Below are 26809 nucleotides of genomic sequence, written 5' to 3'. Positions count from 1 at the left end.
CCGCGCTCCCTGTAGGTTCAGAGCCAAAGTGACAACCGGTCCGGCGGCTTCCGCCGGCCCCTTTGAAGGAGCGCGCGCCATGGCATTCGGCAAGGGCCATCATCTGCATCTGATCGACGGATCGGCCTATATTTTCCGCGCCTATCACGCGCTGCCGCCGCTGACGCGCAAATCCGACGGCCTGCCGGTCGGTGCGGTCGCAGGCTTTTGCAATATGATTGCACGCTATGTCGAGGGGAACGGCAGCTCTGCGGATGCCCCCACCCATGTGGCTGTTGTCTTTGACTTTTCCTCAAAGACCTTCCGCGATGAGATCTACCCGCTTTACAAAGCCAACCGCCCGCCGCCGCCCGAAGATCTGCGCCCGCAGTTTGCCCTGACCCGCGAAGCGACGCGCGCCTTCAACCTGGCCTGCCTCGAAACCGAAGGGCTGGAGGCTGATGACATCATCGCCACCCTTGCGCGTCAGGCGCGTGAAGCCGGTGGCCGCGTCACCATCATCTCCTCTGACAAAGACCTGATGCAGCTGGTCGGCGACGGGGTTGAGATGCTCGACCCGATGAAAAACCTGCGCATCGGGCGCGATGAGGTCTTTGCCAAATTCGGCGTCGGCCCGGAGCGGGTGGTCGATGTGCAAAGTCTCGCGGGCGATTCCGTCGACAACGTGCCGGGCGCGCCGGGGATCGGGCTGAAAACCGCCGCCATGCTGATCCAGGAGTATGGCGACCTTGATACGCTGCTGGAGCGTGCAGGCGAGATCAAACAGCCCAAGCGCCGCCAGACCCTGATCGACAATGCCGAACAGATCCGAATTTCGCGCCAGCTTGTGACGCTGAAAGACGATGCCGATCTCGACATGCCCCTCGACAGCCTTGAGCAGCGCGATGCGGAACCTGAGGTGCTCCTGGAATTCCTCAACCGCATGGAATTCCGCACGCTGACCAAGCGCATGGCCGATAAATTCAAGGTCGAGCCCCCCGCCGCCCCTGCCCTTCCCGCCGCATCTGCAAGTGCAGCCGCGCCGATCGCACAGCCGCAGGCCGATGTGCCCTTTGACGCCGCAGGCTATGTCGCAATCCGCGACGCAGCCACCCTCTCACAATGGATCGCTCAGGCCCGCGAACAGGGCTATGTCGCCGTCGACACAGAGACAACCGCGCTCGATGAGATGGTGGCCGATCTGGTCGGCGTCTCGCTGGCCCTGGCGCCAGGCAAAGCTGCCTATCTGCCGCTCGCCCATGTCAGCGGAGAAAACGACCTCTTCGGCGGCACCACCCGGGCCGGGGGGCAGATGGATGTCAATGAAGCGCTCGCGCTTCTCAAGCCGCTTCTGGCCGATCCTTCGGTGTCGAAAATCTTTCAGAACGCCAAGTATGACATCAAAATCTTCGCCCGCCTTGGCCTGACCGTCACCGCCATCGAAGACACCATGCTGATGAGTTCCGCGCTCTACGCAGGGCTGCACAGCCACGGCATGGATGTGCTGAGCGAACAACACCTCGGCCACACCCCGATCCCGATCAAAAGCCTGCTCGGCTCTGGCAAATCCCAGATAACCTTCGACCGTGTTCCGGTCGATGAAGCCGTGAAATATGCCGCCGAAGACGCCGATATCACCCTGCGCCTGTGGCAGAAGTTCCGCCCCGAACTCCATCAGAAGCGCGTGACCACGGTCTATGAAACCTTGGAACGCCCGCTGGTGCAGGTGCTCGCCGATATGGAACGCGAAGGCGTCCTGGTTGAGCGCGATGTGCTCTCGCGCATGTCCAATGCCTTTGCCCAGAAGATGGCCGGCCTTGAGGCTGAGATTCACCAGCTCGCAGGCCGCAGCTTCAACGTGGGCTCGCCCAAGCAACTCGGCGAAGTGCTCTTTGATGAGCTCGGCCTGCCCGGCGGCCAGAAGGGCAAAACCGGCGCCTGGGCGACCGGCGCTGAGGTGCTCGAAGACCTCGCCTCAGAGGGCCATGACCTTCCCGCCCGCGTTCTCGACTGGCGCCAGCTCTCCAAGCTGAAATCCACCTATACCGATGCGCTGCAGGATCACATCAACCGCGACACCGGGCGCGTTCACACCTCCTACTCGCTGGTCGGCGCCGTCACGGGGCGGCTCTCCTCCACCGATCCCAACCTGCAGAACATTCCCGTCCGCTCAGAAGAGGGCCGCCGCATCCGCGCGGCTTTTGTTGCCCCCCCGGGCAAATCCCTGATCTCGCTCGACTACAGCCAGATTGAATTGCGGATTCTGGCCCATATGGCCGATATTCCGGCCCTGAAACAGGCCTTCCGCGATGGTCACGACATCCACGCCATGACCGCCTCCGAGATGTTCGGCGTGCCGATCGAGGGCATGGATCCGATGATCCGCCGCCAGGCCAAAGCCATCAACTTCGGCGTCATCTATGGGATCTCGGGCTTTGGCCTCGCCCGCAACCTGCGCATCCCCCGTGCCGAGGCCCAGGGCTTCATCGACCGCTATTTTGAGCGTTTCCCCGGCATCCGCAGCTATATGGACCGCACCGTCGCCGAGGCAAAAGAGAAGGGCTATGTCGAAACCCTCTTCGGCCGCAAAATCAACACGCCCGAGATCAATGCCAAAGGCCCGGGCGCAGGCTTTGCCAAACGGGCCGCGATCAACGCGCCGATCCAGGGCTCAGCCGCAGATATCATCCGCCGCGCCATGATCCGCATGCCCGAGGCCATCAGAAACCTGCCTGCAAAGATGCTGTTGCAGGTGCATGACGAACTGCTCTTTGAAGTCGAAAAAGGCGCCGAAGACGAGGTGATCAGGATCGTTAAATCCGTCATGGAGGGCGCTGCCGCTCCGGCCGTGCATCTCGACGTGCCGCTGATCGTCGATGCCGGCATCGGCCTGAACTGGGCGGAGGCCCACTAAGCTCTGGCTTTTTAAAAATACTCTCGGGAGGGGTGCGGGGAGGGCAGACAGCCCTCCCCGCTTCTTTTAAAAAAGGCTCAGTCCCGCGGGCCACGGCGTTGCGGACGACCACCGCCACCGGGACGGCCCTGGGGTTTGCCACCCGGACCATTGCGGCGCGGGGTGGCTTCTCCCCCCGGACCGCGAGCCGGTTTCGCCGGACGCTGGCCTTCGCCACGCGCCTGGGCTTTATCGCCAAAGGCTGCGCGACCACCACCTTCACCACGCGGTTTGCGCGGCTGGCCCTCTGCCCCTTCACCACCACCCCGCGGACCGCGCGGCTTTTGCGGGCGGCCCTTGTCCTGACCCGGACGGCGCGGCTGATGCGAGGGACGGTTGTTGAAACCGTTTTCGGGATGCGGCAGACCGCCGGCGATCAGCAGCGCATCGCCGATCACCTTCTCAACGGCGCGCAGTTCTTCCATCTCCGCCGGTGCGCAGAAGGCCACGGCTTTCCCGGAGGCGCCCGCACGCGCAGTCCGACCAATGCGGTGGACATAGTTATCCGGCACATTCGGCATGTCGTAGTTATAGACATGACGCACCAGCGGAATATCGATGCCCCGCGCCGCCACATCGGTCGCCACCAGGATGTCGATCTCACCGGTCCGGAAGGCGGTCAGGGTGCGGTCGCGCTGGTTCTGGCTTTTGTTGCCGTGGATGGACCCGGCCTTGAACCCCCAGGAGCAGAGGAGCTTCATCAGCTTTTCTGAGCCGTGTTTGGTCCGGCCAAAAACCAGCGCTGCTTCCCCCGGATGCTTCAGCAGATAGCTTTCCAGCAGCTTCGCCTTCTCGCCCTGGGTGGTGAAGTGCACCTTCTGGTCAATCCGGTCCGCGGTCTTGCCCGGCGGGTTCACAGCCACTTTCTTCGGGTCGCGCAGATAGTCACGCGCCAGCTCATCAATCAGCTTCGGCATGGTGGCCGAGAACATCAGCGTCTGACGGCCATGCGGCAGGAAGCGCGCGATCTTACGCAGCAAATGGATGAAGCCCATGTCGAGCATCTGATCCGCCTCATCGAGCACCAGATAGCCGGTCTCGGTCAGGCTCAGCGCATTGCGCTCCAGAAGGTCGATCAGACGCCCAGGCGTTGCCACCAGCACATCCGCACCACGGGCAAGGCCCTCAACCTGCTTATTGATCGATGCCCCGCCAATCACGGTCTGCACTTTGACCGAGGTGCCTTTGGTGAAAAGCTTCAGGTTATCCGCAATCTGCACCACCAGCTCGCGGGTCGGCGCGAGGATCAGCGCGCGCACGGTGCGCGGCTTGGGCGGATAGCCCAGATCGAGAATGCGGTTCAGCAGCGGCAGGCCGAAGGCTGCCGTCTTCCCGGTGCCGGTCTGTGCCAGACCCATCAGGTCATGACCCTTCAGGATCAGCGGGATCGCCTCGATCTGGATCGGGGTCGGTTTGTCGAAGTTCAGTTTCTCAAGCGCTTTGAGAATGCTCGGCTCAAGGCCAAGATCAGCAAAAGTCGTCATAATACATCCGGTTCCGGCCCTCTGAGAGAGGGCCGTTCGTCAGGGCCACCGGCAATCCGCAACCACGCGCCTTATGCGCATGCCCGTGCCGGATCGGTGCCCCTGCGTGATTTTGGGAACCTGAGGTCGGCGGATCCCTTGTGCTCACGCGGCACGGATCACGGCGACTGCTCTTCACCTGAGGGCTCGGGGGGCAAAAGTCAAGGTCCCGCCCGCTCAGGGCAGGTTGAGCACAATCTCATCTTCCGAGATTTTTCCCGTGGCCAGCCCGTCTCCCTCCAGAAGATCACCGCGCAGAAGGGCAAATTGAATGCGCCCCGGGCTAAGCTCAACACTGCATTGCGGCTCTGTAAGCATCTCCCAGAGCGCCGGGGGCAGCGCCACGCGCCGCCCCCTTGCGCGAAGATGCCAGAGCCCGCCATCGTCGCGGACACGGATCTCTCCGCCCTGGGGCAAAGCCGCCTCAAGGCACAGGAGCGCAAGACAGGCCCGGCGCGCGCGCAGGCGGCTGCAGGGCGGGCCGGGCTGCCAGTCAATCTGCAGCCGCCCCCCCTCAGTCCAGCCCCGGACCAGGGCTGCAAGCTCTCCCTGCCCCATGGACTGCCCCTCACCCGCAACGCCAAAAGCCAGACGTAAAAACAGCACCCGGGCATTGGCGCTGCGGATGGAATCGGCGATCAGCTGCAGCTCCGGCGGCACGGGCGGGGCCATGGTCAGCTGTAAAAGCTCTACCCCATTGCTGATCGCGCCGAGAGGCGAGATAAGATCGTGACAGATCCGCGATGCGATCATGGCTGTCAGGGCATGGGTCGTCGCGCTCATCTCATCCTCTGACTTTGACGGAGCCCCGCCATGCGAAGCCTTAATGACATGCTCGAACCCGGCATGCTGGTGAAAAACCCCGCGCAGCCGGACTGGGGGCTTGGGCAGGTGCAGTCGAATATCGGTGGCAAAGTCACCGTGAACTTTGAAAATGCCGGTAAAATCGTGGTGCAATCCGAGCGCGTGGCCTTGGAACCGGTCTGGAACAGCTGAGGCCAGCTTCTGCGCAAAGAGTTAACGTGCGGTAAAGATTCACCCGCCTGTTACGGGACTTTCTTTGCAACGCACCCGTTCGGCGTTAAAACCATGGCACCGGGCCTGCCCGGACAGAACCCGAATTCAGAAGGCCTCATGAGTATTTCCGAACCGCAGTTCAGCCTCCGCCTCGCGCGGGACCTTCGCGATCTGCAGGCCGCACAACGCCTGCGCTATGAGGTCTTTGTCGAAGAACTCGGCGGCACCGGCCCGCTGGTGGATCACGAGAACCGCTTTGAAGCCGATGAGTTCGACCCCTTCTTTGACCACCTTCTGCTGATCGATGCGCGCCGCGACACCCCGGAATTTCCCGGCGTAGTCGGGGTTTACCGCCTTCTGACCTCTGAGAAATCGGCTGAGATGGGGCGGTATTACTCAGAGAGTGAATATGATCTGACGCCGCTCAGATCCTCAGGCCGCAGGATGGTCGAACTGGGCCGCTCCTGCGTGCACCCGGAGTATCGCGGCGGCAGCGCCATGCTGCAGCTTTGGAATGGGCTGGCCGAATATGTGCTGGAGCGCGATATCGAAGTGATGTTCGGCGTGGCCTCCCTCCACGGCACCGATCCGCAGGCCTTCCGGCAGTCGCTGTCCTGGCTGCATCATCACCATCTGGCCCCCGACGATCTGCGCGTCACCGCCCTGCCGCCCGGGCGTCTGGATATGAACCTGCTGCCCGCAGAGGCGCTTGACCGCCGGACCGCGTTGTCAGAGATGCCGCCGCTGATCAAAGCCTATCTGCGACTGGGCGGATTTGTCGGCGAAGGCGCCTTTATTGATCGGGACTTCAACACCATCGATATCTGCCTGATCATCGACACCGCCCGTATGTCCGAGCGTCACCGCAGTTTCTACACCCGCAAACAGGAGCCCGCAGCTTGAGCCCCTATTGGTTCAGCGAAGAGCCCGAGCCCAAAGACCCGCCGATCACCGCAACGGGCTGGCTGCGCGTCGTGTTGCGGGGCCTGCCGATTGTGCTGGTGATCTTCGGCGGGCTGGTCCTGCTGCTGCTCTTGCGGCTGATCGAGCGGCCGCTTTTCGGGCTGAAGCGCCCGGTGACGCCCTATATCACCCGCGCGGTCTGCCGCATCACTCTGATGCTCTTTGGCCTGCGCTATAAGGTCAGCGGCAAGCCGATGGCGGGTCGCGGGGCGATTGTCGCCAACCATGCGGGGTGGTTTGATATTTTCACCCTCAACGCAGCGCAGCAGATCTATTTCGTCTCAAAAGACGAAGTGGCGAGCTGGCCTGCGATCGGCTGGCTGGCGCGGGCGACGGGGACGGTGTTCATCCGGCGCAAAGGCTCTGACGCCATAGCGCAGAAGAACCTCTTTGAAGCACGGCTGCGCGCCGGGCACCGGCTGCTGTTTTTCCCCGAGGGCACCTCGACCGACAGCCTGCGGGTGATCCCGTTCAAATCGACGCTTTTTGCCGCTTTCTTTACCGACGGGCTGAAAGATGTACTCTCAATTCAGCCGGTCTCGCTGGTCTATACCGCGCCGAAAGGAGAGGATCCGCGCTTTTACGGCTGGTGGGGCGAGATGGAGTTCGGGCCCTCGCTTCTGAAATATCTCGCCGCCCCGCGCCACGGCGCGGCAGAGGTGATCTTTCACGATCCGGTCCGGGTGCAGGATTTCCCCGATCGCAAGTCTCTGGCCGCTTACTGCGAGGAGAAGGTCCGCGGGGGCGTTGAGCGCCCCTAGTCGCCCTGAGAGCGGCGCAGACGCAGTTTGGCGAAATACTCCAGCCGCTTGTTCAACTCGCGCTCAAAGCCGCGCTCCGGCGGGTTGTAAAGCACGGGGCGGCGGATACCGTCAGGAAAATAGTTCTGCCCTGAAAAGCCATCCTCGGCGTCATGGTCGTAGTTATAGCCCTGACCATAGCCCAGATCTTTCATCATCTTCGTCGGCGCATTCAGAATATGGGCGGGCGGCATGAGAGAACCGGTCTCTTTGGCCAGCCGCCGCGCCGCCTTATAGGCCACATAGACCCCGTTCGATTTCGGCGCGAGCGCCAGATAGACCAGCGCATTGGCCAGCGCCAGTTCGCCCTCCGGGCTGCCCAGCCGCTCATAGGTATTCCAGGCATTGAGACAGATATCCTGCGCCTGGGGATCTGCGAGCGCAATATCTTCGACCGACATCCGCACGATGCGCCGCGCGAGATAGCGCGGATCTTCTCCCCCCTCGAGCATCCGCGCAAACCAGTAAAGCGCCGCATCCGGGTCGGATCCGCGCACCGACTTATGCAATGCGGAGATCAGGTTATAATGCTCATCCCCGTTGCGGTCATATTGCGCCGCCCGCCGCATCAGACGTTTTGACAGCGCCTCGCGGTCCATCGGCGTGGTGATCTTCCAGGAGGCCACCTGCTCTATCAGATTGAGAAGCGCGCGCCCGTCCCCGTCGGCCATTTCCTGCAGCGCATCCCGCGCCTCACCGGTCAGCGGCAGCGCCGATCCCAGCAGCTTTTCGGCCCGCTGCGTCAGCCGCTCAAGCTCTGCCAGATCAAGCCGTGTGAGCACGATGACGGAGGAGCGTGACAGCAGCGCCTTGTTCAGTTCAAACGAGGGGTTCTCGGTGGTGGCGCCCACCAGAACAATAGTGCCATCCTCCATATGCGGCAGAAAGCCGTCCTGCTGCGCTTTGTTGAAGCGGTGGATCTCGTCCACAAACAGCAGCGTGCCGCGCCCCTCGGCGTGACGGTGCTTTGCTGCCTCAAAAATTTTGCGCAGATCCGGCACACCGGTGAAGATCGCGCTGATCTGCACGAAATGCAGGTTGGTCTCGCGCGCAAGCAGCCGCGCGATGGTGGTCTTGCCCACCCCCGGCGGGCCCCAGAGGATCAGGTTCGAAAGCTGCCCCGCCGCCAGCATCGCGCCCAAAGGCCCGTCAGGCGAGAGCGCCTGAACCTGGCCGATCACCTCGGACAGATTTTGCGGGCGCAGACGGTCCGCCAGCGGGCGGGGGGCGTCAGAATGGGGGGCGGATTCGAAAAGATCACTCATGCCGCAAAGATAGCCCCCCGCAGGGTGCGGGGGAAGCGGGGCTTAATCTTCAAAGATCTCATCATCGCCTTCACCGGCAGGCGAGACGGGCAGATCATCGTCTTCCTCCTCCTCGCCCTCGGGCAGCGGCGTGAGGCCGGGAACCGGGCGCGGATCCAGAAGGCCCGCGGCACGCAGTTCGGCAAGCCCCGGCAGATCGCGTGAGGATTCGAGGCCGAAATGCGCAAGGAACTGTTCCGTCACAAGGAAGGTCACCGGACGGCCCGGCGACATGCGGCGGCGGCCAAAGCGCACCCACTCCAGCTCAAAGAGCTGATCGAGCGTGCCACGCGAGACCGCGACGCCCCGGATTTCCTCAATCTCCGCCCGGGTCACCGGCTGGTGATAGGCAATGATCGCCAGAGTCTCAGTGGCCGCGCGGGAGAGTTTGCGGGTCTCAACCCGCTCGTTTTCCATCAGATGGCTCAGATCGGGTGCCGTGCGGAAGGCCCAGCCCTCACCAATGCGGCGGATCTCCACCCCGCGCCCCTCATAGCGTGCGCGCAGATCATCGAGCGCCGTCCCTGCATCGCAGCCCGAAGGCAGTCGGCGGGCAATCTCGGCCAGGGTCACCGGCTCAAAGGCGGCGAAGAGGATCGCTTCGACCATGCGTTCCTGATCTTCCGGAGAGGGGCGGCCAGAGCGGGGATATGCGTCACTCACGGGTGCGAACCTTCAGATGCAGGGGGCCGAATGTCTCGGTCTGGCGCAGCTCCACCAGACCCTGTTTGGCCATTTCAAGAGAGGCTGCGAAATGCGCAGCCGTGGCCGAGCGGCGCCGCGCGGGATCGGTGCGCCAGTCCTCGGGCAGATATTCCATCAGCGAGAACCAGTCGCCCTGCCAGCCCAGCAGGCCGCGCAGCCGTTCAAGCGCCTGTTCCAGCGAGTAAAGATTGGTCCGGTCAAAGGCCCAGGGCCGGAATTCATCCCGGGTTCTGATGCGGGCATAGGCCTGCATCAGGTCCATCAGCGTCGAGGTAACGGTGATGTCGCGCTTTTTGACGATCTGCTCCGGCTCACCCCGGCCAAAGAAGTCACGGCCCAGCTGCGGGCGCTCCATCAGCTCTGCCGCCGCCTGGCGCATGGCCGAAAGCCGCTCGAGCTGCCAGGCGAGGTGCGCCGCCATATCATCCGCGCTCGGGCCGTCGTCCCCCAGCTCGACTGGCAGCAGCATGCGCGATTTCAGATAGGCCATCCAGGCGGCCATCACCAGATAATCCGCCGCAAGCTCAATGCGCAGATCCCGCGCCGTCTCGACGAAGGCCAGATATTGCTCGGCCAGTTGCAGCACCGAGATCTTCAGCAGATCGACCTTCTGATTGCGCGAGAGCGTCAGCAGAAGATCAAGCGGGCCTTCAAAGCCCGCCACATCCACAATCAGCGCCTCAGCCACGAGGCGCTCGGCCACTGTGGCCTCAGGGGCCGTGGTCTCAGGCACCGCCGTGCTTTCGCTCTGAAGTTCTTCGGCCATCAGCTTCCGGGCTGCGCTGCAATCAGGGCTTCCAGTTCAGCGCGCAGGGCCTCAAAGTCAACCGCTTCCGGCTGTCGCCTTGCGGCCAGGGCTGCGTCACAGCGCGCAAGCTCCGCCCCCCGCAACACGCCCGCGCCCTCTGCCGCCGCCATAAAGCCCGCAAGATCATCATTGCAGTGCAAAACCAGATCGCAGCCCGCCGCCACCGAACGCTCCGCACGCTCACGGATTGAGCCGCTCAGCGCGCCCATGCCGATGTCGTCGGACATGATGGCCCCGCCAAAGCCCCAGTCCTGGCGCATCATCTGCAAAGCCCGGGGATTCATGGTGCAGGGCTGATCGCCAAGGAAGGGCAACACGATATGAGCCGTCATCGCCAGCGGCAGATGGTTCAGCGCCCGGAAGGGGGCAAAATCCGTCGCCTCAAGCTCAACGCGGCTCACATCAATCAGCGGCAGTTCTTTGTGGCTGTCCTGGGTCGCGCGGCCGTGGCCGGGCAGATGTTTGATGACCGGCAGAACCCCGCCCTGCAGCAGGCCTTCGGCCATGGCCGCCGCGTTTTGCGCCACCTCATCCGCGGTCACCCCCATGCAGCGCGAGCGCAGGAAGGGATGGGTCTGAGGCCAGGCCAGATCGGCACAGGGCGCGAAATTTCCGTCAAGACCAACGGCGCGCATCTCGGCCGCCATCATGCGGCCGCGCAGCGCAAAGCCCGCCGCACCTGCGCCAAGCTGGTCAATGGCGGGAAGATACTCATGCCAGTGCGGCGCGCGCAGGCGCTGCACACGGCCGCCTTCCTGATCAATGAAGATCGGGGCATCCCGGCCCACCGCAGCACGCAGATCCGAGGTCAGCCGCGACAGCTGGACTGGGTCTTCGATATTGCGGGCAAAAAGAACAAAGCCCCAAGGGTTGGCGTCCCGAAAGAACGCCGCCTCATCGGGAAGAAGTGCGGGGCCATCAAGCCCCAGAATCGCTGCCGTCAAAGTCACCGCTGGGTCACCGGCACACAGCGCAGATCACCCGATTCGATTGCCGCACAGAACCGGCGGCTCTCATCTTCTGACATAAATCCTGCCACACGCAGCCGGTAGAAGGTGCGCCCCACTGAACTTGCGGGCTGAATCACCCGGCTTTTCCCATCGAAAAGCGCGCCATGCCGGGCCGAGATCCGGTCCCATTCCGCCCGCGCCTGCTCCATATCATCAAAGGCACCGATCTGCGCGAGGCGTGCGCCCGCCGGAAGCGCGGCCGGATCCACCTCAAGCCCGGCGGCCGGGCCGGCGGAAACGGCAACCGCACCCGAGATCGCCAGCTCCGGCTCAGCCGCCACGCTGACAGCCTCAGCCATCCGACCCTCAGGCCGGGGCATCGGACGCAGCGAGGTGCGCATCGCGCCCGGCGGCAGATCCGCCACTTCCCCCTCAAACGCGCCGCTATCGACGACCGGGTCTTCTGAATATTCCGCAGCCGCCTGACGGGCGAGCTCTTCGGCCAGCGCCAGGGTCCGCGCAAAGCTGTCGCTTTCAACGACCTCCTGCGGGGCTGCAGAGCCGATCCCGGCGGCATCATCTTCCGCAAGCTCAACCGGTGCCGGAGCCAGAATGATCTGCTCGGGCACCTCGCCCGCCACGCCGGAGCCTGCGATCTGCATCACGGTCAGGCCGGTGTTGGAAGCGATTCGCCCGCCCGGCTCTTCCGGCGCGACCCGGATCGGGCCTTCCATTGCCATGATGACCGGAACGCCCGAGGCATCGCGCACCGCAAGCCGATAGCCCCAGACCGCCGCCGCCGCCAGCAGAGCCAGAGAAGTCAGCGCACCAATCACATTTACCGTGGATCCAGGACGCCGCGATGACGTTCCCCCGGCCACGAATTCGTTAAAATTCGCTTCTGCCATGTCCTGCTCCGCCTGCGAGGGTTCGTCCCGCGCCTCATTATATCAGCAGGGGCGGCTCCGCCCCTGCCCGTTTCCAGACCGGCAGTCGCTGCGCTTCAGCGCATTTCTTCGACCGGCTGGACCCCGAGAATACCGAGACCCGACCGGATGACAACGCCCACCGCCTGTGCCAGAGCAATTTTTGCCTGAGATGTTGCAACATCGTCCTGGACGAAGCGCAGCGAGACATCGTCATTGCCGCGATTCCAGAAGCCGTGGAAATCTGACGCCAGCTCGTAAAGGTAGAAGGCCACGCGGTGGACCTCATTGCTGCGCGCGGCCACTTCGACCAGACGCGGCCATTCCGCCAGCTTGCCGATCAGCGCAAGCTCTGCCTGATGCGAGAGTTTCTCACGATCAGCGGTCAGCAGGGTGGCGTCATCCACCGCGATTCCCGCATCCCGCGCCTTGCGCAGCACCGAGTTCACCCGGGCATTGGCATACTGCACGTAAAAGACCGGGTTGTCTTTCGACTGCTCCAGCACCTTGGCGAAGTCAAAGTCCAGCGAGATGTCGTTCTTGCGGGTCAGCATGATGAAGCGGGTGACGTCAGCGCCCGCCTCTTCGACCACATCGCGCAGGGTCACAAAGGTGCCCGCACGTTTCGACATTTTGAAGGGCTCGCCGTTTTTGAACAGCTTCACCAGCTGGATCAGCTTGATATCAAGCGGCACGCGGCCACCCGAGAGCGCAGAAACCGCCGCCTTCATGCGCTTGACGTAGCCGCCGTGGTCGGCACCGAAGATGTCGATCAGCTCATCAAAGCCGCGTTTCACCTTGTTATAGTGATAAGCGATATCGGGCGCAAAATAGGTCCAGGAGCCGTCCGATTTCATCACCGGGCGGTCGACGTCATCGCCATGCGCGCTTGAACGGAAGAGGGTCTGCTCACGCGGCTCCCAGTCTTCCGGCAGCTTGCCCTTCGGCGGCTCCAGCACGCCTTCATAGATCAGGCCCGCATCGCGCAGTTCCTGAATGGCGGCTTCAATCTCACCCGTACCATAGAGCGCTTTTTCCGAGGAATAGACGTCCATCTCGACCCCCAGAAGACGCAGGTCTTCACGGATCTCGGCCATCATCATCTCAGTCGCGATCTCGCGGAACTGCGCGAGCCACTCAGATTCGGGCTTGTCGATCAGGCTGTCGCCAAAGCGTTTTTTCAGCTCTTCGCCGACCGGGATCAGATAATCGCCGGGGTAAAGACCTTCGCGGATTTCCGGGCTGAGGCCATTGGCTTCGCGGTAACGCTCATAGGCCGAACGCGCCAGCACATCGACCTGGGCGCCACCGTCGTTGATGTAATACTCGCGCGTCACATCCCAGCCGGCAAAGGCCAGCAGTTTCGAGAGCGCATCGCCCACCACAGCGCCGCGGACGTGGCCCACGTGCATCGGGCCGGTCGGGTTTGCCGAGACGAATTCGACGTTCACTTTGCGACCCTGACCCAGGGTCGAGCGACCATAGTCCGTGCCGCTGGCAAGGATCGTGCCCACAAGGTTCTGCCAGACCGCTGCCTCAAGACGCAGGTTCAGGAACCCCGGACCCGCTACTTCCGCGCTGGCGATGCGCGGATCGTCGGTCAGTTTGGCAGCCAGCGCCTCAGCGATGACGCGCGGGGCTTTTCCGGCGGGCTTTGCAAGCACCATGGCCGCGTTCGAGGCCATATCACCATGGGCAGCATCGCGGGGCGGCTCAACGGCGATATTGCTGCGGTCAAGACCGGCGGGCAGCAGGCCTTCGGCCTCCAGCTGGTCAAGCGCGGAAAGAACGACGGAGCGGATTTCTTCAAAAAGGTTCATGATCAGGGTCCCTGGATTACCGCAGGGTTTAACCCGGACAGGCTCTTTCGGCAACGGGGCGCGCCGCCTTCTGCGTCAATGCGCATCCGTTGCCTGTGGCAGAAGCTGCGCTTCAGGGTGCAAAGCGCAGCCTCCCCGCGGCTCAGAGCCTCAGCCGCGCGCCGCCTTTTCGGCGATCGGCAGCCCGGCAGCCTTCCAGCCACCAAAGCCCTCGCGCATGGAGCGCGCCTTCAGCCCCATCTCCTGCGCCACCTTTGCCGCCAGAAGCGAGCGCAGCCCGCCCGCACAGAAAAAGACAAAGGTCTTCTCTTCGGCAAAGACGGGTTTGTGATAGGGGCTTTCGGGATCAATCCAGAACTCCAGCATCCCGCGCGGCGCATGGAAGGCGCCAGGGATTACCCCCTCGCGCTCCAGCTCCCGCGGGTCGCGGATATCGACCAGCACGACGCCCGGATCCTCGCGCAGGGCCGCGGCTTCGGCGGGCGTCACCGAAGTGACAACCGCCTCCGCCTCTGCCAGCAGGTCTTTATAACCCTTTGCCATGGCTCAGCGTGCCATCGCAAAAAACTCGGCATTGGGGCGCATGGCGGTGACATTGGCCATGCGGTTCGACATGCCGAAGAAGGCCGAAATCGCGGCGATGTCCCAGATATCATCCTCGGTAAAGCCATGCGCGCCCAGCGTGGTGAAATCCTCTTCCCCCACCTCATAGGCCGCCTGCGAGACCTTCATGCCGAAGTCGATCATCGCCTTCTGGCGCGGCGTGATATCGGCTTTGCGGTAATTGATCGCCACCTGATCGGCGATCAGCGGGTTTTTGGCCCGGATGCGCAGGATCGCGCCATGGGCAATGACGCAGTACTGGCACTGGTTGGCAGCCGAAGTGGCGACCACGATCATCTCACGCTCAGCCTTGGTCAGATTGCCGGGCTTTTCCATCAGCGCGTCGTGATAGGCCATGAAGGCGCGAAATTCATCCGGGCGGTAGGCCAGCGTCAGAAAGACATTCGGGATGAAGCCTGACTTTTCCTGCACCGCTTCAAGGCGGCTGCGGATGTCTTCCGGCAGCTCGCCGAGCGCGGGCACCGGAAAACGGCTGATCGGTTGGTCGGTCATGTCAGGCTCCTCCCTGAAGTCTTTATTCCGCCGCCATGGGCGCCTGCAGGCTTCCCATATAGACGGCATCGCTGTCCGGGATCTCCCCGGTCACCTTTTCCACCCGCACCAGACAGGTATGAGCCGAGCAGCCCTGCCCCAGCGCCGAGGTCGGAATATCCGGCGTGAGCACATTGGGGTTGCCCGAAAGCTCCACCCCGTCCGGGCCGGGCGTAAACCAGGACCCCGTGGGCAGCACCAGGACGCCCCGCGCCACGGTGGGCGTCAGCGTCGCCGTGGCATAGCAGGCCCCCCGCGCGCTGGAGACTTTCACCGTATTGCCATCAGCAATGCCGCGTTTCTTCGCCTCATCGGGGTGCATCCGCGCCTGCTCGCGCCCGTGGCGTTTTTCCGAGCGGCTGTAATCGGCAGTCTCAAGCTGGCTGTGCAGACGCCCGAGCGGCTGGTTTGAGATCAGATGCAGCTGATCCTCAGCCGCCGCCCCCAGCCATTCGGCCGGCGGCAGCCAGGTCGGATGGGCCGGGCAGTCAGCATATTGACGGTCCGCCAGCATCTGCGAGCCGAGCACGATCTTACCGCTTTCGGTCTCAAGCCGGTGGCCTTCGGGATCCTCGCGGAACTCTGCGAGATAGCTGTGCATCCGCTTCACCGGCATCTGCGCCCAGCCTTTGGCCCAGAACTCTTCGAACTCAGGCATCTCCTGACCGAAGCGGGCTTTGGCATCTGCGCGGGTGCCCTCATACATGTGACGGATCCAGCCCATCTCATCGCGGCCTTCCGTGAAGGCCTCTTCCACGCCCAGACGGGCGGCGATGGCGCGGGCGATCTCGTGGTCGGAGCGGGCCTCGCCCAGCGGCTCAATACATTTGCCCATGGCGACGACCAGATCCGAGCGGCGGTTGCCGCCGATGTCATTGCGCTCAAGCGAGGTGGTGGCGGGCAGGATGATATCGCCGCGCCGCACGGTGGCGGTGAACATCGGATCCTGCACGATGATCGTCTCAGGCCGCTTCCAGGCTGCATCAAGGCGGTTCAGATCCTGGTGGTGGTGATAGGGGTTGCCGCCCGCCCACCAGACCAGACGGGTGTCGGGATAGGTGTATTCCTGCCCCTCATAGGTGAAACTGCCGCCCGGATTTTCCAGAAGATCGGTGATGCGTGCGACCGGGATGAAGGCTTTGTTCGGCTTATGACCATGCGAAAACGCCGGGGATCTGCCGATATTAAGATGCGTCCCCACCCCGCCGAGCGAGGAGTAACCAAAACCGACACCGCCACCCGGCAGGCCGATCTGACCAATAACAGAGGCCAGCCCCAGCGCCGCCCAATAGGGCTGCTCTCCGTGATGGGCGCGCTGCAGCGACCAGGACATGGTGATCATCGAGCGGGTGTCGACCATAGCGCGGGCCAGTGCTGCGATGCGGCCCGGCCCGATCCCGGTGATCTCAGCCGCCCAGCGGGCATTCTTCACCTGGCCGTCGGCTTCCCCGCGCAGGTACGAGAGATAACTGTCGGCCCCGCTGGTGCAGCGGTTCAGGAACTCCGCATCGTGACGCCCCGCCGCCAGAATTTCCCCCGCAAGGCCAAGGCAAAGCGCCGTATCGGTATTCGGGCGGATCGGCCACCAGTCGGCATTGACCCAATGGGGCAGATCGTCCCGCGAGGGCGAGATCAGGATCACCTTCACGCCCCGCTCAACGATGCGGCGCAGGTGAGTTTCGAGCTTATGGGTGCCAAGGCCCCCGGCCTCAATCTGCGCCGTGCGCGGCGTCAGCGCGCCGAAGACCACCAGAGTTTTGGTGTGTTCCGCAATCGAGTCGAGCGAATTGGCATAGCCACCGCAGGCCGCATCAGAGCCGAGCGTATGACGCAGGATCACCGGACCGGCCGCAATGGAATAGGTATCGACATGGCCGGTATAGCCGCCGACCAGGTTCAGCAGACGCTTGAGGTTTGAAGGCGCGTGATGGAAGCGCCCCGAAGAGGTCCAGCCGTAGGAGCCCGCAAAGATCGAATCATTGCCGTGATCTTTGATCACCCGGCGGATTTCGCCTGCGACCAGTTCCTCGGCCTCATCCCAGGGCAGCGCCAGAAAGCGGTCCTCGCCCCGACCCGCCCCCCGACCTTCAAAGACGCCCTTCTCATGGGCCTTCAGCCAGCCTTCGCGCACCATGGGGCGCAACACGCGGCGCTCCGGCTTTGCCCAATCCGCCACCGAATGGATGATCGGTGACGGATCGGGATCGATGTCCAGCGGTTCCACCCCCACAATCTGATTGTCTTCAACCAGAACGGTATAGCTGCCCCAGTGGCTGGCATGCGGAACGCGGCGGATCATTGTCAGGGTCTCATTTCACTCAGATAAGGGCCTCGATCAGGAAGGGGCCTTTGCGGGTCATGGCATCTGCGAACGCTGCCTCGAAAGCCTCTGCCGTATCGACGGACACCGCATCAACTCCCATCCCCCGGGCGAGTTCAACCCATTTCAGCTCAGGCTTATCAAGATCGAGCATCCGGCTGGCATTTTCCCCCGGGGCATTGGCGCCGACGTTCTTCAGCTCGCCCAGAAGGATCTGATATTTGCGGTTGGCAAAGACCACCGTCACAACGTCCAGCTGCTCACGCGCCTGGGTCCAGAGCGCCTGCAGCGTATACATGCCCGACCCGTCAGCCTGCAGGCCGATCACCTTGCGGTCCGGGCAGGCCACGGCAGCGCCCGTTGCCATGGGGATCCCCTCGCCAATAGCGCCACCGGTCAGCTGCAGGAAATCATGCGCCGGGGCCGAGTGGGCCAAGGGAAAGAAGTTCCGACCCGAGGTCACCGATTCGTCGCAGATGATCGCCTGATCGGGCATATGCCGTACGACCGAGGTCATCACCGCCTCCGGGGTCAGCGGGCCCGGAGCCGGGGCATCGGGACGTTTCAGTTCATTCAGAACCAGCGGGATCTCCTCACCCGCGCCCACGGCATCGGCCAGCGCCTGAAGTGCTGCAAAAAGATCGGTCTCTTTTTCGACCATATCGAGGATCTCGCAGCCCTCAGGCAGCATCGAGCCGGGCTTGCCGGGGTAGGCAAAGAACCCGACCGGGGCTTTTGCGCCGATCAGAATGGCCTGTTCGGTCCCCGCAAGCGCCGCGACCGCCTGATCGACCGGATAGGGCACGCGCTCAATCGCCACGCGGCCCGCGCCGCGCTCAACCCGCCCGTTTGAGCCCTGGGCCATGAAGCGCGCGCCGGTTTTGGTGGCGATGCGCTGCAGCACCTCCAGCGCTTTGGCACGCAGGGCGCGGCCCGAGACAAAGATCACCGTTTTCTGACCATTGCCCAGCATTTCAGCCGCTTTGGCCACCAGCGCCGCATCCGGGGCCTTCGGCTCAGGGAGCGCAATCGCCTGCGGCATCGGCGCAGAAGTCTCAGACCAGGCCGCATCTGCCGGAAGGATCAGCGTGGTCACCTGGCCCTGACCGGTCATGGCGGCACGGATCGCAGCCTCGGTCGTCTCGCCCATGGTGTCGGCATCCGTGACGCGGCCCACCCAGTCCGACATCGGCGCCGCGAGCCCGTCGATATCCGAGGTCAGCGGCGCGTCATACTTCAGGTGATAAGAGGCATGATCGCCGACCACATTGATCATCGGCGTGCGGGCGCGGCGGGCGTTGTGCATATTGGCCAGGGCATTGGCCAGACCCGGCCCGGTGTGCAGAAGGGTCGCGGCAGGCTTTTCGGCCATGCGGGCGTAACCATCGGCCGCGCCGGTCACCACCCCCTCAAAGAGCCCCAGGATACAGCGGATGCGCGGCTGGCGGTCCAGCGCCGCCACGAAATGCATCTCAGAGGTGCCGGGGTTGGCAAAACAGGTATCAATCCCGTTCGCCAGCAGGGTTTCACAAAGCAGATCAGCGCCGTTCATCTTTCAAGCCTTCCGTCGGTCCATGCGGCCCCCTTTTATGGCGGGGACCTCTTCGTTCTTTGCGCCCCTGCGGCTTTGCGGAACAGTCTCCGAAGGCCGGGGGCGCATCTGTTCTCAGGTCTTTGCCTCAGATTTCAGCTCTGCGCCCCAGGAGGCAGCAAAGGCAGGATAAGTCCCCTCCAGTTCAGCCCGCACCCGGCCGCGCAGAAGATCAAGCCGCAGGCCCGAGGGCAGCGGCGTCTGCGGCACGATTTCCCCCTGCGTGAAGGCAAAACCCGTGAGATCCCTCACCTCTTCCAGCGACACCCCGGGGTGCAGCGAAGCAAGCGAGAAGCCGCCCCGCTCTTTGTCGAAGTGAAAGAGGCATTTTCCGGTCAGCAGCGCCACCGGGCCGCCGGGTCGGTAAATCCCCTCCGGGCTGGTGCCGGGGCCGGAGATGAACTCCGCCTCTTCGACCAGAACGCGCGGGGAATGCTCTTCGCGAAAGAGGATCACCCGGGGCACCAGGTAATAAAGATAGGCCGAGCCGAAAGACCCCGGCCAGCGCACCTGCGACTGCGGATAGCCTCCCACACCGACCAGATTGACATTGCCGCGCCCGTCGATCTGACCACCGCCGAGGAAAAAGGCGTCAATCCGCCCCTGGGCCGCGCAGTCAAACAATTCTGCAGAGCCATTGGTGAAGAAATTATGCTCAACCGAGCCGAGAATCGAGAGCCGCATCCGCTCTCCCTGCGCCTCTGCCAGCGCCCGCGCCAGCATGGCCCCCGCCGCAGGTGCCGGAGAGGCCGCGCCGACCGCCACATGCCGCACGCCCTGCAACAGCGTGGCGATGCATGAGATCAGCACTTCACGGATGGAGACAGGCGCGCTCATGCCGGAACCTGCGCCATATATTCGGCAAAGCCTTCGCGGCTGCGGGCCAGTTTTGCATAGCGCATCAGCTCCTCCACATCCGCCGGATACTGCCCCCAGAGGCCGTAGGGCTTTGCGCCCTGACGCACCTCAGCCACCTCTGTCACATAAAGCGCGGGCAGCACGCCTGCGGCGCTGACCTCATCACTCAGAAGGCTGCTGTCGGTGATCTTCTCAGCGGTCACGAGAACCGTCCTGGCCGCATAGGCCATGGCAGCCAGTTCGCGCCGCCGTCCGATCCAGACATTGCCGTCACGATCCGCGATCGGCACATGAAAGATCGCCACATCCGCATGAATTGCCGGGATCAGCGCAATAGGGTCAGGGGCGTCCGAGAGCGGATTGTCGATCACCTTCCAGTCCGGGCGGTGGCGCAGCACATCGCTGCCGATCAGCCCGCGCAGCGGCACGAAGGGCACGCCCTTCTGCGCCGCCATCAGCCCCGCATGGATGGCCGGACAGGTCGCATCGCGGACCTCAATGCGCCCCTCACGCACCGCAAGATTGAACTGCGGCGCCCCCCCGGCTTCGCCCAAAGTCATGGCAGAGGTCTCGATGGAGGCCACAAGCCCCGCGCCGATCAGAAGATCGGCCTGAAGCCCGCCCGTCGGCACGCAGATCAGATGCAGCCCCCCGCCGCCCGCCGCCGTCAGATGCGCGATCAGGGGCCGGGTCAGCGCCATGGCCACCCCGGCATAATCCACCGGCAGCAAAACCCGCATGCCGGGCCGGACATGCCGCACCAGGCGGTTCAGATCCTCAGACATCGCCCCTCCCCGGCTGCCGTCTCAAGGCCTGCAGGCTGACCTTAATTGCCGCGAAAGGAAAGGGGGCGGGGCGAGGAAAATGCCTGCCTCAGGCCTGGGGCGCGGCTTCGGCCGCCGGGCGCGAGAAGACCGAGAAGCGGCGTTCCGTCCCCGAGACGCGACCGGCCACGAAATCAAGGAACACCCGGATCTTCGCCGGCACCACCGGGGTGTCGACGATGGTGGCATACATGCCTTCCTCGAAGGTCGTATTGCTGACCCGCTGTTCGGGCAACAGCCGCACCAGAGTGCCGCGCTCCAGATCGGCGGCGACGGTGTAATCATCGAGAAGCGCGATCCCCTCACCCAGACGGGCAAGCTCCAGCAGGGCCATACCGCTGTTGGAGACATGGCGCGGGGTGATCTGCACCTCATCAAAAGCGCCGTCCCCGCGCCGGAACCGCCAGGCAAAACCGCCGCCGGGCAGCAGATAGGCCAGGGTGGCATGATCGCTCAGCTGCCAGGGAGATTCCAGCGGCGGAGCAGTGCGCAGATAATCGGGCGAGGCCACAAGATGGCGCTCAGACAAAAAGAGCATCCGCCGTTTCAGACCGGCCTCCGCAGGCGGCGCGATGCGAAAATCGATATCAACCTTCTCGCGGCGCAAATCGACCTTCTTCTCGCCCATCAGCAGTTCCACCGAAATATCGGGATAGATCTGCCGGAATTCCGCCAGCAGCGGCGTCAGCACCCCAAGGCCGAACATCGTGCGCGTATGCACCCGCAGATGACCAGCAGGTGCCGCGGAAATCGCTGAGACCGAGGTCTCCACCTCTTTGATGGTCCAGAGCACGCCTTCGACGTTGCGGGCATATTCATGCCCCGCTTCGGTCAGAGCCACCTGGCGGGTTGAGCGGATCAGCAGCCGCGCTTTCAACAGATCCTCAAGATCTGAAATCGCGCGGGAAACCGACGTGGCCGACAGCCCGAAAATCCGGGCCGTTTCCGTGAAACTTTCTGTCCGGGACACGGAGAGGAAGAGTTCCATCGCACGCAAACGATCCATCATTACCTCCACAAATCGCAGGACAGAACGAATTATTACCTCACTTTTTGTCGCATATCAAACCGAATAGTGAGTTTATCGAGATGAATTCGGAGGGACTCATGGAATTCGGCGTCTTTATTCTGGCCCAGCAACGCGGCTACCATCAGACCTCTTTTGAGGTGATCAACAACTCGATCGAGCAGACCGTGGTCGCTGAACAGGCCGGTTTCGACACCGCCTGGTACGCCGAGCACCACTTCAACAACTACTCGCTCTCGCCCTCGCCGCTGATGACCATTGCCCATGCTGCGGGCAAAACCTCGCGCATCCGCCTGGGCACTGCGGTCTGCATTCTGCCGCTCTATCACCCCGCGCGCTTCCTTGCCGAAGTGGGCTTTGCCGACACCGTCTCGAACGGACGTCTGGAACTGGGCGTAGGCCAGGGCTACCAGGAATTCGAATTCGAGCGTTTCGGCTGCAGCATCGAGAATGCGAGCGAAATCTATAACGAATTCCTCGACATCATCCCGATGGGTCTGAACCAGCACACCTTTGAATACAAAGGCAAGCACCTGAACATCCCGCCGTCGTCGATCGCCGTGCGCTGCGTGCAAAAGCCGCTGCCGCCGATGTGGGTCACCTCGGGCAACCCGAACCTGCTCGGCCGCGCCGTGCGTGACGGTCACAACCTCTTCGTCACCTCGCTGCTCAACGGCAATGACGCCATCCGCACCCTGCGCGGCAAGATGGAAGGCATCGCCTCGAAAGAGGGCAAAGACCTCGACAAAGATGTGAAGTTCGGCTTCCTGCGCTGCGGCTATGCCTCGGACAACAACGCCGAGATCGACGCCTATCTCGACAACTGCCGCTTCCAGCGCCGTATCTCGGAAAGCCTGAAATACCGCCGCGCGCAGACCGATGACGGCTATATGGTCAAAGAGGTCCCCTCGGAAACCGATCTGTCGTTCGAACAGCTGCGTAAGAACCTGCCGGTCGGCTCGGTCAACCAGGTCATCGACAAGATGCTTGAGGAAATCTCGATACTGAAGCCGAAGCATATTGCGCTTCAGACCCAGCTGGGCGATTTTGACCAGAAGACCATGCTCAAGCAGATCGAACTCTGGGGCTCGACGATCATCCCGGCGATCCGCAAAGAGCTTGGCAACCGCGAAGCAGCATAAGGCCGGAAAACATGCGCATCCACATCACCGATGCGGGCGCAATCACTCTGATCGAGCCCGCGAATTTTCGCGGGCTTGACGTTTTGATTGACCCGATTTCTCCCGAAAAACTCGCGCGACTGGTTGCTAAGATCGGCCGTTTTGAGGGCGAAGATCACATTCGCCTGGCCCCGGCCGTGCTGAAGTTCCTCTCCCCGCTTGCGGGGGATCCCGAGTGGGACAAGGGCTTTGAGGGCATGATCGCCTATGCCGCGAAGGCAGGCTGGGTGGATGAGGCAGGCCTTGTGCGCGCCCATATCACCCGCGAAGAGGTTGCACCGGCGCGGATTACCCTCGACGACTTCCGCGGCTCGATGCGCCGCCTGGCTGCGGGCGTCAGCGCCGTGACCACCGGCACCATGGAAGAGCCCGTGGGCATGGTGGCCTCCAGCGTGGTCTCGATCTCGGCAGAGCCGCCCCTGGTCGGCGTCTTCGTCAATGAGACCTCCTCCTCGCTGCCGCTTTTCCAGCAAAACGGCCGCATGGCGATCAATATCCTTGGCCATGACCATGGCGCCATCGTCGGGCAGTTCGTCAAAGCCGCTCAGGGTCGTGACCGCTTTGCGGGCGCGGACTGGGTTGCGGGCCGGAGCGGCCTGCCGCTGCTGACCCAGGCGCTGGTCTCGATGGAGTGCCGGATCATCACCGAAGTTTCGCTCGGCACCCATAAGTTGCTTGTCGGCCGAATTGAGACTACCACTCTGCGCGACGACCGGCCCATGGTGCAGTTTGACGGCACCACTCTGCGCCTGTCGGAGGAGTGAGAACATGACTGAGCAAAGCGCTACCGGCGCCCTTGAGGGCCTGCTGGTCATCGACGCAAGCCGCGTGCTGGGCGGGCCCTACTGCGGGCAGATCCTCGGCGATCACGGAGCGCGGGTGATCAAAGTCGAGCCGCCGCAGGGCGATGAAACCCGGCTCTGGGGCCCTCCCTTCCATGGGGATGGTGCCTCTTATTACCAGGGGCTGAACCGCAACAAAGAGGGCATCGCGCTGGATTTCTCGCGCGAAGAGGGACGCGAGTTCCTGATGCATCTCCTTGAAGGCGCAGATGTGTTCATCGAAAACTTCAAGACCGGCACCCTTGAGAAATGGGGCATCGGCCGCGAAGAGCTGCGCAAACGCTTCCCGCGCCTTGTTCATGCCCGCGTGTCGGGCTTTGGCGAAGACGGCCCCTATGGCGGCCGTCCGGGCTATGACGCGGCAATCCAGGCGCTGGTCGGCATTATGTCGGTCAACGGTGAAGTCGGCGGCAAGCCGCAGCGCGTCGGCGTGCCGGTTGTCGATATGGTCACCGGCCTGAACGCAGCGCTCGGCATCATGCTGGCGCTGCAGGAGCGTCACCGCTCGGGTCTTGGCCAGTTTGTTGAGGCTTCGCTTTACGACTGCGGCTTCTCACTGATGCACCCGCATCTGCCGAATATGTATCTCGGCGCGCCGGTGCCGGGCCGCTCGGGCAACGCACATCCGAACATCACGCCCTATGACACCTATGCAGCACAGGACGGCGATGTCTTCCTGGCCGTGGGCAACAACGGGCAGTTCGCGAATCTGTGCAAAGTCCTCGGCCTCGACGACATGCCCTCGGATGAGCGCTTCTCGACCAATGCCAACCGCAAAGAGAACCGCCCGCTGCTGCGCGAGCGCCTGGAAGCGGCGATGGCCTCCTGGACGGCAGAGGCGATTGCCGAAAAACTGATCACTTCCGGCGTTCCGGCCGCGCCGGTGCGCTCACTCGATCAGGTGATCGCCGATCCGCATACCCATGCGCGCAAGATGATCGTCGACACGGAAGGCGTGCGCGGCACCGCCTCGCCCATCAAGCTTGAGCGGACGCCTGCGACCTACCGCAAAGCGCCGCCTGCCTTCGGGCAGCACACCGATCAGGTCACCGAGGAGTTCGGCCTGACGGGCAGCAAGGCCGCCGAAGGCCTCGTGCGTCGCTGATTTGATCCGGGGGCAGGGCCAGGAGGTGGCCCCGCCCCCATTTTTACCTGCATTCGGGACTGACCATGACCGTTTCCGTCATCAAAAACGGCGCAATTGCGCGCGTCATCATTGACAATCCGCCCGTCAACGCCATCTCCGCCGCCGTGCGCCAGGGTCTTCTGGACGCGGTTCGCACTGTCGAGGCCGACGATGCCGTGAAGGCCGTGGTTCTGTCCTGCGCGGGCCGCACCTTCGTGGCCGGTGCTGATGTCACCGAATTCGACAAGCCCCCGGTTGAGCCGCATCTGCCCGACGTGCTGAACGCTGTTGAGGCCTGCAGCAAGCCTTTTGCGGCGCAGATCCACGGTACGGCTCTGGGCGGCGGTCTGGAAATCGCGCTCGCCTGCCGCTGGCGTCTGGCGGCCCCGGGCAGCCAGATGGGTCTGCCGGAGGTCAACCTTGGCATTATCCCGGGCGCAGGTGGCACGGTGCGCACCCCGCGCCTGGTGGGCGTTGAAGCGGCTGCCGATCTCATCACCTCCGGCAAACCGGTGAAGGCCGAGAAGGCGCTGGCGCTTGGTCTGATCGATGCGATCCTTCCCGCCGAGAATGCAGATCAGGCGGCGGAAGATTTCGTCACCGCAGCCCTTGGTGCGGCCCTGCCGGAAATCACCTCAGCCCGCCCGATCGGGCAAAAGGACGAAGCCTTCTGGACCGAGACCGCCGCCCGCGTGAAGAGAGCCGCCAAAGGCAACACAGGCCCGGTGGAGGCGCTGGCCTCGCTGAAGAACGCCACCGAAGTCAGCTTCGCTGAGGCCATGGCCTTTGAGCGTGAGACCTTCCTGCGTCTGCGCAAAACCGATCAGGCCGCAGCGCTGCGCCATATCTTCTTTGCCGAGCGCGCTGCCCCGCGCCCCTCAGAGCTGAAAGGCGTGACGCCGCGTCCCTTCACCCGCATCGGCGTGATCGGCGGCGGCACCATGGGCGCGGGCATTGCCGTGGCCATGCGCAACGCCGGTCTCCCGGTTCAGATGATCGAGCGCGACGCCGAGGCCGCCGCCCGTGGTCAGGCCAATGTTGAAAAGATCCTCAAGGGCGATCTGGCAAAGGGCCGCATCACCGAGGCCAAATACGCCGAGCTGATCGGCGGCTTTAACGCGGCGGCCGATTATGCTGCCGTGGCCGATTGCGATCTGGTCATTGAGGCCGTTTTTGAGGACCTGGACGTCAAACGCGCCGTCTTTGCGGAACTCACCCGCGTCTGCGCGCCCGATGCGATCCTTGCGACCAATACCTCCTATCTGAACCCCGATGAGATCGTCGCCGATCTGCCGGGACCGGAGCGTTTCATCGGCCTGCACTTCTTCTCGCCGGCCAATATCATGAAACTGCTGGAGATCGTGCCGACTTCGGGCTCTGCTCCGGATGTCATCGCCACCGGTTTTGCGCTGGCGGCAAAGGCCGGGAAGATGCCGGTTCGCGCAGGCATCTGCGACGGCTTCATCGGCAACCGCATCCTGAAGCTGACCCGCACCACCGCCGAGCGTCTGGTCGTGGCGGGCGCAGAGCCGTCGCAGGTCGATAATGCCCTGCAGAAATTCGGCTTCGCGCTTGGCCCCTTCCGCACGCAGGACCTCTCGGGTCTTGATATCGGTGCCTTCCAGCGCAAGGCCGCGCGTGGCCGTGGTGAAAGCCCCTGGGCCCCCGTTGCCGACCGTGTGTTTGAGGCCGGACGTCTGGGCCGCAAGACCAATGGCGGCTGGTACGACTATGACACTGCGGGCAAAGAAGTGGCCGGCACCCCTGCCGCCGTGGCCGAGGCCATTGCAGCCGCCCGTGCGGACGCCGGTGTGACCACCCCTGCGACCTTCTCCGATGCCGAAATCGTCGAGGCCATCATGTTCCCGATGATCAACGAATCGGCAAAGATCGTCGCCGAAGGCATCGCCTTCCGCGACAGCGACGTCGATCTGGTCAAAGTCTCCGGCTATGGCTTCCCGCGCTTCCGCGGCGGCCCGGTCCAATACGGCCGCGCCATCGGTTTTGCCAAAGTGGCTGAGGGCCTTGAGGCTCTGGCTGCAAAGGGTCTGGCAGACGGCCCCTCAGAGGCGCTGAAGGCCTGGGCGGCAAAAGCCTGATAACAAAAGGGGCGGTGCTGAAAAGCACCGCCCCTTTC

The 26809-nt window shown here is 63.5% G+C and carries 23 protein-coding genes; 8 read left to right on the top strand and 15 right to left on the bottom strand.

The features are described 5' to 3' along the window. Positions 1-79: 79 nt before the first annotated feature. Positions 80-2893, top strand: coding sequence for a DNA polymerase I (gene polA / locus EP867_RS04380; protein ID WP_128486979.1), 2814 nt, complete (start codon positions 80-82; stop codon positions 2891-2893). Between the two features lie 77 nt (positions 2894-2970). Here polA and EP867_RS04375 read toward each other — a convergent pair whose 3' ends face one another. Both EP867_RS04375 and EP867_RS04370 read right to left on the bottom strand, forming a co-directional pair. Further along, positions 2971-4416, bottom strand: a complete 1446-nt coding sequence (locus tag EP867_RS04375; protein ID WP_128486978.1) for a DEAD/DEAH box helicase — start codon at positions 4414-4416, stop codon at positions 2971-2973. A gap of 216 nt (positions 4417-4632) precedes the next feature. Next, positions 4633-5238, bottom strand: a complete 606-nt coding sequence (locus EP867_RS04370; protein ID WP_128486977.1) for a histidine phosphotransferase family protein — start codon at positions 5236-5238, stop codon at positions 4633-4635. 30 nt (positions 5239-5268) lie between these two features. Between EP867_RS04370 and EP867_RS04365 the strand changes: the two genes are divergently transcribed. From EP867_RS04365 to EP867_RS04355, 3 genes are all read left to right on the top strand, one after another. Then, a complete protein-coding gene (locus tag EP867_RS04365; RefSeq protein ID WP_128486976.1) occupies positions 5269-5451 on the top strand; it encodes a DUF3553 domain-containing protein in 183 nt (60 codons plus the stop codon). Between the two features lie 138 nt (positions 5452-5589). Continuing rightward, the gene (locus EP867_RS04360; protein WP_128486975.1) at positions 5590-6375 is read left to right on the top strand and encodes a GNAT family N-acetyltransferase; all 786 of its coding nucleotides are present in this window, start codon (positions 5590-5592) and stop codon (positions 6373-6375) included. Next, positions 6372-7196, top strand: coding sequence for a lysophospholipid acyltransferase family protein (locus EP867_RS04355; protein ID WP_128486974.1), 825 nt, complete (start codon positions 6372-6374; stop codon positions 7194-7196). The genes EP867_RS04360 and EP867_RS04355 overlap by 4 nt, the downstream gene beginning before the upstream one ends. Here EP867_RS04355 and EP867_RS04350 read toward each other — a convergent pair. The 13 genes from EP867_RS04350 to EP867_RS04290 all read right to left on the bottom strand — a co-directional run bounded on the left by EP867_RS04350 (position 7193) and on the right by EP867_RS04290 (position 21502). Then, complete coding sequence (locus tag EP867_RS04350) at positions 7193-8500, bottom strand: replication-associated recombination protein A (RefSeq protein ID WP_128486973.1); 1308 nt, start codon at positions 8498-8500, stop codon at positions 7193-7195. The genes EP867_RS04355 and EP867_RS04350 overlap by 4 nt on opposite strands. A 42-nt stretch (positions 8501-8542) precedes the next feature. Next, positions 8543-9148, bottom strand: a complete 606-nt coding sequence (gene scpB, locus EP867_RS04345; protein WP_128487004.1) for an SMC-Scp complex subunit ScpB — start codon at positions 9146-9148, stop codon at positions 8543-8545. Between the two features lie 46 nt (positions 9149-9194). Next, positions 9195-10010: a segregation and condensation protein A gene (locus EP867_RS04340; RefSeq protein ID WP_128486972.1), complete on the bottom strand. Its 816-nt coding sequence runs from the start codon at positions 10008-10010 to the stop codon at positions 9195-9197. After that, positions 10010-11002, bottom strand: a complete 993-nt coding sequence (locus tag EP867_RS04335; RefSeq protein WP_128486971.1) for a glycoside hydrolase family 3 N-terminal domain-containing protein — start codon at positions 11000-11002, stop codon at positions 10010-10012. Before EP867_RS04335 ends, EP867_RS04340 begins: the two co-directional genes overlap by 1 nt. Continuing rightward, positions 10999-11910 carry an SPOR domain-containing protein gene (locus EP867_RS04330; RefSeq protein WP_128486970.1) on the bottom strand — a complete coding sequence of 304 codons (912 nt, stop codon included), beginning with the start codon at positions 11908-11910 and terminating at the stop codon, positions 10999-11001. The genes EP867_RS04335 and EP867_RS04330 overlap by 4 nt, the downstream gene beginning before the upstream one ends. A gap of 95 nt (positions 11911-12005) precedes the next feature. After that, positions 12006-13748 (bottom strand): arginine--tRNA ligase, encoded by a 1743-nt coding sequence (gene argS, locus EP867_RS04325; RefSeq protein ID WP_128486969.1) that lies wholly within the window; start codon positions 13746-13748, stop codon positions 12006-12008. Positions 13749-13898: 150 nt separating this feature from the next. Then, positions 13899-14291, bottom strand: a complete 393-nt coding sequence (locus EP867_RS04320) for a rhodanese-like domain-containing protein (protein WP_128486968.1) — start codon at positions 14289-14291, stop codon at positions 13899-13901. 3 nt (positions 14292-14294) lie between these two features. Further along, positions 14295-14864 (bottom strand): peroxidase-related enzyme, encoded by a 570-nt coding sequence (locus EP867_RS04315; protein WP_128486967.1) that lies wholly within the window; start codon positions 14862-14864, stop codon positions 14295-14297. A 22-nt stretch (positions 14865-14886) separates the two neighbouring features. Continuing rightward, complete coding sequence (locus EP867_RS04310) at positions 14887-17202, bottom strand: molybdopterin-dependent oxidoreductase (protein ID WP_128486966.1); 2316 nt, start codon at positions 17200-17202, stop codon at positions 14887-14889. A 19-nt stretch (positions 17203-17221) separates the two neighbouring features. Beyond that, positions 17222-18775, bottom strand: a complete 1554-nt coding sequence (locus EP867_RS04305) for an acetolactate synthase large subunit (RefSeq protein ID WP_128486965.1) — start codon at positions 18773-18775, stop codon at positions 17222-17224. 114 nt (positions 18776-18889) lie between these two features. Continuing rightward, complete coding sequence (locus EP867_RS04300; protein WP_128486964.1) at positions 18890-19651, bottom strand: CoA-transferase; 762 nt, start codon at positions 19649-19651, stop codon at positions 18890-18892. Next, the gene (locus tag EP867_RS04295) at positions 19648-20457 is read right to left on the bottom strand and encodes a CoA transferase subunit A (protein ID WP_128486963.1); all 810 of its coding nucleotides are present in this window, start codon (positions 20455-20457) and stop codon (positions 19648-19650) included. Before EP867_RS04295 ends, EP867_RS04300 begins: the two co-directional genes overlap by 4 nt. Before the next feature lie 88 nt (positions 20458-20545). Continuing rightward, positions 20546-21502, bottom strand: coding sequence for a LysR family transcriptional regulator (locus tag EP867_RS04290; protein ID WP_128486962.1), 957 nt, complete (start codon positions 21500-21502; stop codon positions 20546-20548). Between the two features lie 101 nt (positions 21503-21603). Here EP867_RS04290 and EP867_RS04285 point away from each other — a divergent pair, with 101 nt between their 5' ends. The 4 genes from EP867_RS04285 (at position 21604) to EP867_RS04270 (ending at position 26771) form a co-directional block, all read left to right on the top strand. Further along, positions 21604-22665 carry an LLM class flavin-dependent oxidoreductase gene (locus tag EP867_RS04285; protein WP_128486961.1) on the top strand — a complete coding sequence of 354 codons (1062 nt, stop codon included), beginning with the start codon at positions 21604-21606 and terminating at the stop codon, positions 22663-22665. A gap of 11 nt (positions 22666-22676) precedes the next feature. After that, a complete protein-coding gene (locus tag EP867_RS04280; protein WP_128486960.1) occupies positions 22677-23468 on the top strand; it encodes a flavin reductase family protein in 792 nt (263 codons plus the stop codon). Positions 23469-23472: 4 nt separating this feature from the next. Continuing rightward, positions 23473-24651, top strand: a complete 1179-nt coding sequence (locus tag EP867_RS04275; RefSeq protein ID WP_128486959.1) for a CaiB/BaiF CoA transferase family protein — start codon at positions 23473-23475, stop codon at positions 24649-24651. Positions 24652-24716: 65 nt separating this feature from the next. Then, a complete protein-coding gene (locus EP867_RS04270) occupies positions 24717-26771 on the top strand; it encodes a 3-hydroxyacyl-CoA dehydrogenase NAD-binding domain-containing protein (RefSeq protein ID WP_128486958.1) in 2055 nt (684 codons plus the stop codon). The last annotated feature ends 38 nt before the right edge of the window (positions 26772-26809 follow it).

This window comes from Falsigemmobacter intermedius (assembly GCF_004054105.1).
GTDB classification, from domain to species: Bacteria; Pseudomonadota; Alphaproteobacteria; order Rhodobacterales; family Rhodobacteraceae; genus Wagnerdoeblera; species Wagnerdoeblera intermedia.
The sequence above is the reverse complement of the archived record's forward strand: the minus strand, read 5'-3'. Positions and strand labels throughout refer to the sequence as shown.